Consider the following 12786-nt stretch of genomic DNA (forward strand, 5'->3'; position numbering starts at 1 on the left):
GATGCACCTAAACGTTACTCCCCTGCTTCGTCCTCCGGGGCCGGGGCTTCCGGCGCTTCGGCGGGCTGCTGGGGTTCGGCTACCACATTCCCCTCTTCTATCGCTTCACCATTGTCACTATTATCTTCCACTTTTTCCGCTTCGTCAAGGTCAAATTCCTCCAGGCGGCGGTTCATGGCGGCAGTGGCCTGAACAAATTCGCGATGGGACGCACTTGCGGGCAGTTCATCCACCACAAAATAAGTTCCGGCGGCATCCAGTTTTTTCAGGTTGCTCACCTGCAGCGGCACCATCAGCTGCGCGCCCTTAAATCGCTGCAACCCGGCCACCAGCAGCACCACCGCCGTGGCCACAGACACCAGTGCCACCAGCTGGCTGGTGCGCAGGGTGGAAGTGACCATCAGCGCATCGGTGCGCAGACCCTCGATCCAGTAGCGGCCCAGGCCGTACCAGATGATGTAGAGCAGAAACAGTTCGCCGTTAAAGCGGCGCTTTTTGATATGGCTTGCCAGCAGCACAAACCCCACCAGGCACCAGATGCTCTCGTACAGGAAGGTCGGGTGTATCGGCTGGGTGGGGTCCACAGTAACGCCCTCAGCGGCCAGGGTGGCCTGTACGCTGAGCAGGTAGTTATAGGTACCCTCGCTGTACATGCCCCAGGGCAGCGTGGTGTTGCTGCCGAAAGCTTCCTGGTTGACAAAGTTGCCCCAGCGGCCCACGCCCTGACCAATCAGGAAGCATATCCCAACCAGATCAAAGAGCGGCAGGATGGGAATGCGGCGGATCTTGGCCATCAAGCCGCCAAACACAAATGCGCCGATGACCGCGCCGTAAATGGCAATACCGCCCTGGCGGATATCGATCATCTGCCAGATGCTTTCATACTTGAACGGCGCAAACACAATATAATAAATGCGCGCGCAGACGATTGCCATGACCGCGCCCACCAGGATCACATCGATCAGGCGGTCGGAGTTGATGCCGAAATCATCCGCATTGCGGAAAGCAAACAGCATGGCAAGCACCATGCCCGCGGCGATGATCACACCGTACCAGTAAATGTTGAAACCGCCAATGCTGAGCGCAACGCGGTTGATGGTAAATTCCAGCCCAAGGCCGGGAAACTGAACATCAAAAGACATCTGCCATTACACCTCATTCCTTCGGGTCGATCTGGATATAGGCGCTGTTTTCTTCCAGCAGCATGGTTTGCAGTGCCTTGTTCACATCGTCAACGGTCAAAGTGGCCAGCGCTTCAATTTCATCTGCCAGGGTGCGGCCTTTCAGGAAGGCCATGCCCATCTCCTCGGCGGCATCGTCCACGTTCTCCACATCAGCCAGCATTTCGCCGTACATCTGGTTTTTGACCAGGGTAAACAGCTCCGGGTCTACGCCGTTTTGGCGCAGGCGGGCAATTTCATCCCGCACCATCTGGGCAACCTCACGCGGGGTCTCACTTTCACCGGTAAAAGCGATGATGCAGGCTCCCTCGGTGGAAAGATAATCGCCGCTGAACTCCGGGTTGACCAGCGATTCATCATACAGCTTGCGGTACAGATTCGTCAGCCCGCCGCAGATCAGGTCCGGCAGCAGGTCTGCGATGACCTCCATGCGGGTATCGCCGCGGTTGATGGCGGCTTCCTTGTAGCCAAGGGCAAAGCAGGGCTTGTTGACCGGCATGGTAAAAGTGGTTTCTTTGTGCTGCACCGTATCGGCTTCCTGCGGGAAGATGGTTTCCACCTGCGGGGGTTCCACTGCGTCATACACACCGTTGCGGCGGCAGGCTTCCACAGCCTGATCCAGCGTGATGTTGCCCGCAACGGAAAGTACCATGTTGCCGGGGCGGTAGAACGCATCGGTGCAGGCGTACAGCAGTTCGGGCGTCAGCTCGGCAATGCTCTGGGTGGTGCCGGCGATATCGTCCCGGATGGGATGGCTTTTATACAGGCAGCGGAACAGTGCGGTCAGCAGCCGCCAATCCGGGCTGTCGTCATACATTTTGATTTCCTGCCCGATGATGCCCTGCTCCTTGGCGATGGTCTCCTTGGTAAACCAGGGATGACCGACCATGTTGAGCAGAATATCCAGGTTTTCATCCGTCATGCCGGTTGCGGTAAAAATATAGCAGGTGCGGTCATAGCTGGTAAAAGCGTTTGCCGCAGCGCCAGTTTTGGCATACAGGTCGAACGCATCGCCCTGCTCGGATTCAAACATTTTGTGTTCCAGAAAGTGCGCGGTACCGGCGGGCAGCTGGATTCGTTTGCCGTTAAGGGTAAATTCCCGCACAACGGAGCCAAAGTTGGTGGCGTACATGGCGTGTACCGAGCTGTAGCCCGGCATCGTGCGGCACAAAACCGTCAAGCCGCTGGGCAGGGTCACGCTCTGGCAGTTGACCGCCCCCGCGGCTTTTTCCCGGATGGCAGCCGGGCTGTGTTCTGCGTGTTCCATCATGCGTTTTCCCCCTCCCCTTTTGCCGTCAGCGTGTAGCCAACAGAGTAACGGTAACTCTGCAGCACTTCGCGCACTTCGTCCGCCGTAACGGCGTTGGTCAGCACCTTGCCGTACTCCGGCGGGGCCAGCGCTTCGTCACGCAGGATCTGGCCATAGTACCAGCTTTCCAGTCCTCCGAGGGAATCCCCCAGCGAATCCAGGCTGGAAAGCAGGCTGCGGCGGCAGTCGTCCATTTCCTGTTCGGTGATAGGGCCGGTGCACAAGTCGTTCAGTTCTTTCAGGATCGCAGCTTCGGCTTGGGCTTCGCGGCCCGGCTCCACGCCGGAATCCACCATCATCACACCGGTGGCGCGCAGAGCGCTGGAACCGCAGTAATAGCAAAGGCTCTGTTTTTCGCGCACATTGCGGAACAGGCGGCTGGTGGTGGAGCCGCCAAACACGCTCATTGCCATCCGCATCACGGTAATGCTGGGCAGGTCCTCCGGCGTGCCGCGGGTAAACAGCATACACAGCTTAGCCTGGGTCAGGCCGGGGATTTCCTCGCTGAAGTGCTGGGTTTCAATAATGGGCATGGCCAGCGGCATGGCAAAGCGCTGGGGGCTGCGGGCAGCGCCAGCCAGCTTTTGCAGCAGCAGCTCTTCCACCAGGGCGGGATCCGCCCCCTGCACCATCACATCAATGGATGCCAGCGAAAGGATGCGGTCATACTCGGCTTTCAGAGTCTGGGGCGTTACGTTGGGCAGGTCACTTTTGTAGCCGCCCAGCTCAATGCCTGCCGGGGAATCGCCGTAAAATTTGCGGCGGGCCTGGCGCACACAGTACAGGCGCTTATTGTTGAACTCGGCATCCAGGCGGCGGGCCAGGGATTCTTTTTCAATGCGCACAGCCTCCGGGTCAAACACACCATCAATCAGGTACGGCTCAAAGATGGTACCAAAGGCGATATCGGCATATTCACGGGTCAGATTCTCACCGTCAAGGGCAAAGCGATCCTTGATGCCGCAGATGTCCACCGTCAGCACGCGGTCAATTCCGGCGCTGCTCTGGTCCACGCCAAGGTCGGCACCGTACAGCCGCGCCAATTTGCGGGAAAGCTCCGTCATATCCGGGCAGCCCGCATAGCCGCGTTCCAGCACCAGCGGCAGCACAGCGGCATCCGTTGCGCTGCGGCGCAATGCCGGGTAGCGCAGATGGATGGTAATGCGGCAGCGGTTAAATTTTTCGGCATCCAATGTGGTGATAAATACACCGGGAGCCAGTTTTTTACGTTCCAAATCAGTATCCTCCGAATTTCATCCGAATTCCTCGGATGATGGGTCCCGCCCTTAAAACGATGTGCGGCGTTTGCCGGTCATGGCGGCAACGTCCAGGGCCAAAACCGTGGTGTGTTCCACCATTTCCGGCTCAAAGGGCAGGTCCGGGCAGTGGTAATGCTGCATCAGCGCCTGCAGGGCGGTCAGCTTTTCCCCGCCTTCCACAAAGCGGACGGTCCCGCGGCCAATGACGCTCTGGTAGTTCATGCCATAAGTGCAGGAGGTTGCCCCGCCGCTTACGGTGCCGGGGCAGTCAGCTTCAAAGCTCACATTGGGGTCAGCGCGCAGCAGGTCCAGCTTGGTGCCAACGGGGGCACAGTGGAAATACAGCGTCAGGCTTTGCGGCCCGGCGGCCATACCAAAGTTCAGCGGAACAAGGTACGGCACGCCGGATGCCGGGTCGTTGATGGCAACGCGGCAGACGGGGCACTGTTCCAAAATGGCAAGTTGGCCCTCCAGGTCCGCCACTTCACGATCCTTACGGCGCATTACGCTTCCTCCTTTGCGGCAAAATAGGCAATGCTTTGCTGGGCAGCGGTTTCGATCAGGTCTGCCAGCTCCTGCAATGTACCAAACTTGCGCACAGCGCACAGGTAGTGGTGGAATTCCAGCACCGGCGTCTGGCCATAGGTATCGCCATGGTAGCCCGGCACATAGGTTTCGCAGGTAACAGGGGCGTTGGCGGCATCCACGGTGGGGCGGCGGCCAATACCGGTTGCAGATGGCCACCAGCGGCCATCCAGCCAGATGCGGGTCAGGTACACGCCGGTGCAGGGCTGCAAAGCGTCTGCAGGATAGTTCTGGTTGATGGTGGGTTTGCCCAGCTTGGAGGTGCCGATGCCCTTGCCGTGGCGCACCGGCCAGTCAATGCCGTAGGGCGCCCCCAGCATGGCGTTGGCATCCTCGATGCGGCCTTCCTCCAGCGCGGCACGGATGCGAGTGGAGGAAACCGTCTGCCCGCCGTATTGTGCCATGTCCACAATGGTCACGGCGATGCCCAGCGGGGCGCACAGCTCCTTCAGGCGGTCCACATTCCCGGCGGCATATGCGCCAAAGGTAAAGTTATCGCCGCAGAACACCGCCTTGGCGGCAAAGCATTCCACCAGAATTTTGTTGACGAAATCTTCCGGGCTTAAGCTGCGGAAGGATTCAAACGGGGGTTCCATATAGGCGGTAATGCCCAAAGCGGCAACGCGGGCATGCTTTTGCCCAGCGGACAAGATACGCCCGCCCTTGAGCGACTGCCCGCCCGGCAGGCTGAAGGTAAAAGCCGCGGGGGTCAGGCCGTGGGCCGCGGCGTATTCCACCGCTGCCCCCAGCACACGGCGGTGCCCAAGGTGAACACCGTCAAAATAGCCCAAGGCCACGGCGCTGCCGTTGGGTGCGCCCACCGGGGCCAGTGTATTCAAAATATTCATGGTAGTTGGCATACTTCCTGTTGTTGAGCGGACAGCGGTTCTGCCCGTTGCGGTTTGGGTGCAGGGGTTCACGCCCGCTCGCAGAAGATCTTTTCCACCTGCAGCACACCCTGCGTCACGTTGGCAAGCCCCAAAAAGGTACCTGCGGCATCATACACGCGGTATTTGCCGTCCTGTGCGCGGTAGTGGCTGGTGGGGCAGCCGTTGAAGAGGTGCTTTTTCACTGCATCGTCCACCGTCAGGGCAGGCAGCGAGGCAAACACGTGTTCCACCGGCAGCAGCCATCCACTTTGCTGCAGGGTACCTGCTTCGGCAGCGGCCAGGATTTCCGGCAGGGTGTGGCATTCCTCAATCTTGAACGCCCCGGCGCGGGTGCGGCGCAGTGCCGCCAATGTGGCGGGCACGCCCAAAGCTGTACCGATATCCTCCGCCAGAACGCGGATGTAGGTGCCCTTGGAGCAGCTGACTCGGATGGTATAATCCCCCGGTGCCGGGCTGCCCAGGTAGGTAATCTCATAAATCGTGATGGGGCGCGGGGTGCGCTCCACCGTCTGGCCTTTGCGGGCCGCCTTGTACAGCGGCTGGCCGTTGATCTTGACCGCTGAATACATCGGCGGCAGCTGCATCTGCCGGCCCATAAACTGCGGCAAAACGGCTTTCAGCTCTGCTTCACCCACCGTAACAGGAGCGGTTTCCAGCGCAGTGCCGGTCACATCGCCGGTATCGGTGCGCAGGCCAAGGCGAATGGTAGCTTCATAGGTTTTATCATGGTCAGGCTGGCGGTCCGCCGCGGCGGTGGCATTGCCGATAAACACGGCGAGCACACCAGTCGCCATAGGATCCAGTGTGCCCGCGTGCCCCAGCCTGCGCGTTCCCAGCGCACCGCGCAGCTTGGCCAGCACATCAAAGCTGGTCCAGCCCGCAGGTTTATCAACTGGGAGAATGGCACAAGTATTCATTGGGGTTTTCCTTTTCAGTTTATTGTGCTGCATTCGGCAGCAGCACCCAGCTGCGGTGCCAGCCTTGCGGCGGCAAGCAGACGGTGCCATCTTGCAGGTTTACAGGCGTGTGCCGCATCCCCGTATGCTGCGCGTTGTGGTGCAGCTGGCCTTCAACCAGCGTCCTGATCCAGCAAGCCGCAGCGCTGCAACTCCTTGCGGACTTCCTCCAGCACGGCATGCTTGGCGTTATCCAGGTTGCCGCTGATCTCGCACCCGGCTGCGCGGGTATGGCCGCCGCCGCCCAGGCGGCGCGCAATGTTGCAGGCATCAATGCTGCCCGATGTACGCACGCTGATGCGGAAGCTGCCATCCCGCTGCTGGCGGTAGGTCAGGCCAACCTCCACGCCTTCAATGGAGCGCGGCAGGCTGGTCAGGTCCTCCAGCTCGGCACCCGCCACGCCGGAAGATTCGATCTGGTCCCAGGTCAGGCAGATCACGGCGCACAGGTCGTTGAAATAATATTCCAGGCTTTCCATCGCCATGCGTTCCGCAGTTATGCGGGCATGGGAGCGGGATTCAAACAGGCGGGCATTCAGTTTTTCCACATCGGCACCGGCTTCCATCACGCGGGCCGCCGCCATATGGGTGCGGGGCGTGGTACTGGCAAACTTAAAGCAGCCGGTATCGGTTGCAATGCCGGTATACAGGCAGTTGGCGATCTGCGGCGTAATGGTCACGCCCATATCCACGATCACATCCAGCAAAAACTCGCAGGCCGCGGCGGCGCCGGGGTCCAGCAGGGTTTCATAGGCATAGCCGCTGTTGCTGGCATGGTGGTCAATGCAAAGGTTGGTATGGGCGGCATACTGCGGCACATTGTTATTTTCGCCAAAAAGCTGGATGCTGGCAACATCCACCGCCACCACAAATGCAGGGTTAAAGCTGCCGTCAAACCAGCGCAGCTCCATATAATCATACATTTTGGGGATGGTATCGCTGCATAAAATCGCGGCGTTTTTGCCCAGCGCCTTGAGCGCAAGATACAGTGCACCGGCGCAGCCGATGGTATCGCCATCGGGGTTTTTGTGGCAAAGGATCAGGATATCGTCCGCGCCGCGCAGACGCAGCACGGCTGTCTGCCGATCCACAGATTCGGTCATAAGGCTCCTCTTTTCTCGGCCGCGATTGGGGGCTATTCCCTCTCCCCCGTTGGTTCCGGCCTTTGGGAAGGCGCAGCTGCAAGCGTAAATTTCAACTGCGCGTTTTGGTCGATTTTTTCGACTTTTCAGATACAGTCTGGGCAGGTTATTCCTGCTCTTCCGGTTCTGCCTGTGCTGCGGGGTGTGCTTTTTCAATATCCTGCAGCAGCTGGTCAATGTGCACTGCGTAAGCAGCGCTGTCATCCTTGGTAAACACAAAGCGTGGGGCTTTGCGGATGTGCATGCGGCGGCTGACTTCGGTGCGGATATGGCCCGAAGCTTTGTTCAGGGCTTTCACCACCGGGTCGGCGCCGCCTTCGCGCCCCATTACACTGATGTACACCTTGGCGACATCCAGGTCCGGGGTAACATCAAGCCGGGTCACAGTCAGCAGACCACCCGAAACGCGGGGGTCCTTCATTTCGCCGATAATGGCGATCAGCTCGCGTTTCATATCCTGTGCCATACGGCCATGGTTTTTGCTTGGCATAACTTTACCTCATAAAGCCCCCTGCGGGGCTTGTCAAACAAGCGGGAACGGCTCAATGCCGGATCAATCGCGGTATTCTTCCAGCTTGAAGCACTCGAATACGTCACCCTCTTTGACGTCGGAGAACTTCTGCAGGGTGATGCCGCATTCATAGCCTTCGGCCACTTCCTTGGCGTCATCCTTGAAGCGCTTCAGGGATGCAATGGCATCCTCGCAGATGACGATACCGTCACGCACCAGGCGCAGCTGGGCATCGCGGGTGATCTTGCCGGAAGTAACACGGCAGCCGGAAACAGTGCCAACGCTGGAAATCTTGTAGACCTGGCGAACCTGTGCTTCGCCCAAGGCGACTTCGCGCACCTTGGGAGCCAGCATGCCCTTCATAGCGTCGGAAACATCGTTGATGGCATCGTAAATGACGCGGTACATACGCATTTCAACACCGGCCTGCTCGGCTTCGGCCTTGGCAACAGCGTCCGGGCGGACATTAAAGCCGATGATGATGGCGTTGGAAGCATCGGCCAGAGAAACATCGGACTTGGAAATCGCACCAACACCGGCATGGATGACGCGCACGCGCACTTCCTCGTTGCTGAGCTTTTCCAGGCTCTGTTTCACAGCTTCGGCGCTGCCCTGAACGTCAGCCTTGACAACAATGGGCAGTTCCTTCATATCGTTCTGGGCCATCTGGTCAAACAGGTTATCCAGGGTGACCTTGGTGTAAGCAGCAAACTGCTTTTCTTTGGCTTCGGTGGTACGCTTGTCAGCCAGTTCACGGGCCAGGCGTTCATCCTCAACAGCCTCGAAGATATCGCCGGCGGTGGGCACTTCAGTCAGGCCGGTGATCTCCACAGGGGTGGAAGGACCGGCGGATTCGATCTCAACGCCCTTATCGTTGCGCATGGTACGCACACGGCCAACGGCGGTACCGGCAATCAGACAGTCGCCCTTGTGCAGGGTGCCGTTCTGAACCAGCAGGGTGGCAATGGTGCCCTGGCCCTTATCCAGGCGGGCTTCCACAACGGCACCCTTGGCGCGGCGGTTGGGGTTGGCTTTCAGCTCCATGACCTCTGCTTCCAGGACAATGCGTTCCAGCAGGTCCTGGATGCCTGCGCCAGTAGCGGCAGACACGGGGATGCAGGCAGTTTCGCCGCCCCAGTCTTCGGGCACGATCTCGTACTTGGTCAGCTGTTCCTTCACGCGCTCCGGGTTAGCGGTCGGCTTATCCATCTTGTTGATGGCAACGATCAGCTTGACGTTGGCAGCCTTAGCGTGGTTGATGGACTCGATGGTCTGGGGCATGATGCCGTCATCGGCAGCAACGACCAGAACCGCGATATCGGTCATATCCGCGCCGCGGGCACGCATGGCGGTAAAGGCTTCGTGGCCCGGCGTATCCAGGAAGGTAACGGGGCTGCCGTTGACATTGACCTGGTAAGCGCCGATGGCCTGGGTAATGCCGCCGGCTTCGCCTGCGGTAACGTTAGTGGAACGGATGCGGTCCAGGATGGAAGTTTTGCCGTGGTCAACGTGGCCCATAACAACAACGACCGGCGGACGTTCGACCAGCTGATCGGCGCTGTCCTCTTCCTGGGTGAACAGGCGCTCTTCGATAGAAACATGAACTTCATGCTCCACCTTTGCGTGGAATTCCTCTGCGATCAGGGCGGCGGAATCAAAATCGATCACATCGGAAGCAGCGTGCATTTCGCCCATCTGCATGAACTTGGCAACAACCTTGGCCACGTTCTGCTTCAGGCGGGTAGCCAGCTCGCCAACGGTGATCTCATCGGGGATGGAGATTTTGAGCTGGGCGTTGCGGGCCTTTTCCAGCTGGATGCGCTGCAGGCGCTCGGCTTCGGTTTCACGGCGGCGGCCAAACTGCTGGCCGCGGCGGTTATTGCGGTTGTTGAACTTTTCTTTTTTGCCGGTGGGGGCGTTCTTGCGCTTGCTGGGCATATTGCGGCTGTCGGCCAGGTCATCATAGCGTGCGCTGAACTTATCCACGTTCACATCCACGGTGCGGGTATCCACAGACACCTGGGCGCGGTCAACCTTGACCTGCTCGGTGGCGACGGGCTCCTTGATGCCGGTCTCGCTGGCCAGCTCCTGCATGGTCACGCGCTTTTCGCTGCGCTTTTCGGCCTGCTTGTTATCATTGCGCTTATCATTGCGCTTTTCCTGCTGGACCGGTTTGGGCTGTGCTGCCTTGGGCTGCGCATTCTGGGCGGGCTTGGCCTGCTCCGCTTTCGGCTCTGCCTTGGGGGCTTCCGGCTGCTTGGGCTGCTTGGGCTGGGGCTTAGCGGCCTCCGGCTTCGGCGCTTCTTTTTTTGCCTGGGGCTTTGCTTCGGGCTTTTTGGTCTCCTGCTTGACGGGCTGCGGTTCCTTGCCGGATGCCAGATACTCGCCCAGGTCCTTGACGGCGGTTTCGCGGGTCAGGGCTTCCAGCAGGGCGTTGACCTCGTTTTCTTCAAAGGTCGCGCCCGTCTTGCGGGTCTCGCCGGTCAGCTCCGCAAAAGTCTCGATAACCTTTTTGGTGCTGATGCCAAAATCTTTTGCAATATCCGTAACTTTGTATTTGAAATCAACCATTGGCTGAATCCTCCTTCACTTGCTTTTTGAGGTAGCCTGCACACAGGTGTGCAAGGTTTTCGTCCGTAACCGCAAATACGGCAGCAGGCTTTGGCGTAAGCATGCGCAGGTCCTCGCCTTTCAGCGGCATCACCGCGCAGGGGATCACCCCGCGGCAGGTATCCTGCATATGCTGCGTGGTGCGCTTGCTGGCGTCGCAGGCCAGCAGCACCAGGCATGCCTTGCCCCGCATCACAGCTTCTTCCACACGGTCATAACCGTGCAGCAGCTTGCCGGCCTTGCGGCAAATTCCCAATGCACCCAACAATGGGTCCTTATCATTCGCCACGGGGCATCGCCTCCTTTACTGCCTGCTCGGCACAGGCCATCTCCTCGGTCAGGCGCTCAAACACCTCATCCGGCACCGGCACACCAAAGGCATGTTCCAGCCGCTTGGCCTTGCGTGCTTTGGCCAAGCACGCTGCCGACGGGCACAGGTATGCGCCGCGGCCGGAGCGCTTGCCGGTCAGATCCACGCTGACTTCACCTTCGGGGCTGCGCACAATGCGCACCAGTTCTTTTTTCGGTTTTTGGGTGTTGCACCCAACGCACCGGCGCACCGGCACCTTTTTTTGCGGTTTTTGTTGCAAATGGCTGACCTCTTTTCAGTCTCAGCGCCGCATTGCACGGCGTGTGCTCATTATTCCTTGCCGGTTTCCGGGGCGGTCTCGGCGGCGGGTGCTTCGGCCGGCTGTTCAGCCGGGGTTTCGTCCCCCTCGCCATAGTAGCCGGATTCCGGGCGGATGTCAATATTATAGCCGGTCAGGTGGGCGCACAGGCGCACATTCTGGCCCTTGTTGCCAATGGCAAGGCTCAGCTGGTGGTCAGGCACGGTCACGCGGCAGCTCTTGGTTTCGCCGGGCAGCAGCTCCACCTTGACAACCTTTGCCGGGGACAGAGCTGCGGAGATGAACTCGTTGATGTCCTCGCTCCAGCGGATGATATCGATCTTTTCGCCGCCCAGCTCTTCCACGATCTTTTCCACACGGGAGCCATGGGCGCCGATGCAGGCACCGACGGGGTCAACATCGGGGTTCTTGCTCCACACAGCCATCTTGGTGCGGGCACCAGCCTCACGGGCAATGGCCTTGATCTCAACGGTGCCGTCATAGATTTCGGGCACTTCCAGTTCAAACATGCGCTTGACCAGGCCGGGATGGGTGCGGCTGATGGTCACGCGGGGGCCGCGCTCGGTTGCCAGAACATCGACCACATAAACCTGGACCATCTGGCCTTCGGTAAAGTGTTCGCCGGGCACCTGCTCGTTTTTGGGCAGAACAGCGCTGCCGCCCTTGCCGAGATCCAGCACGATGTTGCCGCGCTCTGCATCCACAGCGGTAACGGTGCCGGTGATGATCTCGTGTGCACGGGACTGCATCTCGCTGCACTGCAGGCTGCGCTCGCCTTCGCGCAGGCCCTGGCGGATCACATGCTTTGCGGTCTGGGCGGCAATGCGGCCAAACTCTTTGGTCTTGAGGGGGGTAACAAGGCGCTGGCCCACTTTATAGGTCTTGCGGATCTTCTGGGCATCTTCCAGGCTGACCTGGGTGTGGGGGTTCTCAACTTCCTCCACAATGTCCTGCAAAAGGCTTGCGCGAAATGCGCCGATGTTGGGGTCAATATCCACAACGACGTTATCGTCCTCGACCTCATAGTCCTTTTTGACAGCAATGACAATGGCGGCCTTGATCTTATCGATCAGGTAGTCTGCCGGCAGTCCGCGTTCCTTTTCCAGTGCGGCCAGTGCGTCAAAAAATTCGTTGTTATTCGTTGCCATGTTAGTCCTCCGTTCAATATCGCTCAAAACAAATCTTCATCGTCACACAGTTTTACATACCCTGCGGCTTTTACCGGGAAGGTATAATCCCCGTCATCGCTTTTCAGCGTCACCATGCCGTCAGCGGAAAGTCCTTCCAGAATGCCCTCCGCATCGCGGCGGCCCTGTTCGTCCGGGCGGATCAGGTGGGCAGCGCATTTCTGGCCTTTCAGCTGTTCATAGTGTTCGGGGCGGGTCAGTCGGCGGCCCAGGCCGGGGCTGCCGACTTCAAGGTAGTAGCTCTGGTCAATGGGGTCAGCCTCGTCCAGAATCGGGTCGATGGCGCGGGAAACCGCCTCGCAGGTGTCCGTGTCCAGCGGCTCGTCGCGGTCGATCAGAACGCGCAGGAACCAGTCCGGGCCTTCTTTTTCAAAGCGGACATCCCACAGGCGCAGGCCGAACCCTTCGACCGTGGGGCGGACAAGTGCTTCCACAACGGCTGCGGCACCGCCGGGCTGATGGTTTTTGCCTTTGGCCATAAAAAATCTCCCTATCATAAAAAGAAAGCGGACCTTTGACAGCCCACT

13 protein-coding genes are annotated in these 12786 nt (G+C 59.4%); all 13 read right to left on the reverse strand.

Going from position 1 to position 12786, the window contains the following annotated elements:
* Window positions 1-14: 14 nt before the first annotated feature.
* On the reverse strand, window positions 15-1142 hold the full coding sequence (lgt, locus tag PG062_RS00460; RefSeq protein WP_270750535.1) for a prolipoprotein diacylglyceryl transferase: 1128 nt from the start codon (window positions 1140-1142) through the stop codon (window positions 15-17).
* A gap of 13 nt (window positions 1143-1155) precedes the next feature.
* Entirely contained in the window at window positions 1156-2451 is a 1296-nt protein-coding gene (gene yfmH / locus PG062_RS00465) for an EF-P 5-aminopentanol modification-associated protein YfmH (RefSeq protein ID WP_270750537.1), read from the reverse strand.
* Complete coding sequence (locus PG062_RS00470) at window positions 2448-3725, reverse strand: M16 family metallopeptidase (RefSeq protein WP_270750539.1); 1278 nt, start codon at window positions 3723-3725, stop codon at window positions 2448-2450. Before PG062_RS00470 ends, yfmH begins: the two co-directional genes overlap by 4 nt.
* Before the next feature lie 51 nt (window positions 3726-3776).
* Window positions 3777-4253 carry a pyridoxamine 5'-phosphate oxidase family protein gene (locus PG062_RS00475; RefSeq protein ID WP_113999560.1) on the reverse strand — a complete coding sequence of 159 codons (477 nt, stop codon included), beginning with the start codon at window positions 4251-4253 and terminating at the stop codon, window positions 3777-3779.
* Window positions 4253-5194, reverse strand: coding sequence for a bifunctional riboflavin kinase/FMN adenylyltransferase (gene ribF / locus PG062_RS00480; RefSeq protein WP_270750540.1), 942 nt, complete (start codon window positions 5192-5194; stop codon window positions 4253-4255). The genes PG062_RS00475 and ribF overlap by 1 nt, the downstream gene beginning before the upstream one ends.
* A gap of 56 nt (window positions 5195-5250) precedes the next feature.
* The gene (truB, locus tag PG062_RS00485; protein ID WP_270750541.1) at window positions 5251-6141 is read right to left on the reverse strand and encodes a tRNA pseudouridine(55) synthase TruB; all 891 of its coding nucleotides are present in this window, start codon (window positions 6139-6141) and stop codon (window positions 5251-5253) included.
* 152 nt (window positions 6142-6293) lie between these two features.
* On the reverse strand, window positions 6294-7283 hold the full coding sequence (locus tag PG062_RS00490; protein WP_270750542.1) for a DHH family phosphoesterase: 990 nt from the start codon (window positions 7281-7283) through the stop codon (window positions 6294-6296).
* 145 nt (window positions 7284-7428) lie between these two features.
* The gene (gene rbfA, locus PG062_RS00495; protein WP_113999564.1) at window positions 7429-7812 is read right to left on the reverse strand and encodes a 30S ribosome-binding factor RbfA; all 384 of its coding nucleotides are present in this window, start codon (window positions 7810-7812) and stop codon (window positions 7429-7431) included.
* Window positions 7813-7875: 63 nt separating this feature from the next.
* Window positions 7876-10404 carry a translation initiation factor IF-2 gene (gene infB, locus PG062_RS00500; RefSeq protein ID WP_270750543.1) on the reverse strand — a complete coding sequence of 843 codons (2529 nt, stop codon included), beginning with the start codon at window positions 10402-10404 and terminating at the stop codon, window positions 7876-7878.
* A complete protein-coding gene (locus PG062_RS00505; protein WP_113999566.1) occupies window positions 10397-10732 on the reverse strand; it encodes a L7Ae/L30e/S12e/Gadd45 family ribosomal protein in 336 nt (111 codons plus the stop codon). Before PG062_RS00505 ends, infB begins: the two co-directional genes overlap by 8 nt.
* Window positions 10722-11033 (reverse strand): RNase P modulator RnpM, encoded by a 312-nt coding sequence (gene rnpM, locus PG062_RS00510; RefSeq protein WP_113999567.1) that lies wholly within the window; start codon window positions 11031-11033, stop codon window positions 10722-10724. Before rnpM ends, PG062_RS00505 begins: the two co-directional genes overlap by 11 nt.
* Window positions 11034-11083: 50 nt before the next feature.
* Window positions 11084-12220 (reverse strand): transcription termination factor NusA, encoded by a 1137-nt coding sequence (nusA, locus tag PG062_RS00515; RefSeq protein WP_270750544.1) that lies wholly within the window; start codon window positions 12218-12220, stop codon window positions 11084-11086.
* A gap of 23 nt (window positions 12221-12243) precedes the next feature.
* Complete coding sequence (gene rimP / locus PG062_RS00520; RefSeq protein WP_113999569.1) at window positions 12244-12738, reverse strand: ribosome maturation factor RimP; 495 nt, start codon at window positions 12736-12738, stop codon at window positions 12244-12246.
* Window positions 12739-12786: the final 48 nt, after the last annotated feature.

Origin of the sequence: Gemmiger qucibialis, assembly GCF_027689445.1 — a bacterium.
GTDB classification, from domain to species: domain Bacteria; phylum Bacillota; class Clostridia; order Oscillospirales; family Ruminococcaceae; genus Gemmiger; species Gemmiger qucibialis.

What these genes read in the sequence shown, in the direction of transcription:
- lgt (WP_270750535.1), bottom strand. Translation starts at nt 1,142, where the DNA reads ATGTCTTTTGATGTTCAGTTTCCCGGCCTTGGGCTGGAATTTACCATC.
- yfmH (WP_270750537.1), bottom strand. Translation starts at nt 2,451, where the DNA reads ATGATGGAACACGCAGAACACAGCCCGGCTGCCATCCGGGAAAAAGCC.
- PG062_RS00475 (WP_113999560.1), bottom strand. Translation starts at nt 4,253, where the DNA reads ATGCGCCGTAAGGATCGTGAAGTGGCGGACCTGGAGGGCCAACTTGCC.
- ribF (WP_270750540.1), bottom strand. Translation starts at nt 5,194, where the DNA reads ATGCCAACTACCATGAATATTTTGAATACACTGGCCCCGGTGGGCGCA.
- truB (WP_270750541.1), bottom strand. Translation starts at nt 6,141, where the DNA reads ATGAATACTTGTGCCATTCTCCCAGTTGATAAACCTGCGGGCTGGACC.
- PG062_RS00490 (WP_270750542.1), bottom strand. Translation starts at nt 7,283, where the DNA reads ATGACCGAATCTGTGGATCGGCAGACAGCCGTGCTGCGTCTGCGCGGC.
- rbfA (WP_113999564.1), bottom strand. Translation starts at nt 7,812, where the DNA reads ATGCCAAGCAAAAACCATGGCCGTATGGCACAGGATATGAAACGCGAG.
- infB (WP_270750543.1), bottom strand. Translation starts at nt 10,404, where the DNA reads ATGGTTGATTTCAAATACAAAGTTACGGATATTGCAAAAGATTTTGGC.
- nusA (WP_270750544.1), bottom strand. Translation starts at nt 12,220, where the DNA reads ATGGCAACGAATAACAACGAATTTTTTGACGCACTGGCCGCACTGGAA.
- rimP (WP_113999569.1), bottom strand. Translation starts at nt 12,738, where the DNA reads ATGGCCAAAGGCAAAAACCATCAGCCCGGCGGTGCCGCAGCCGTTGTG.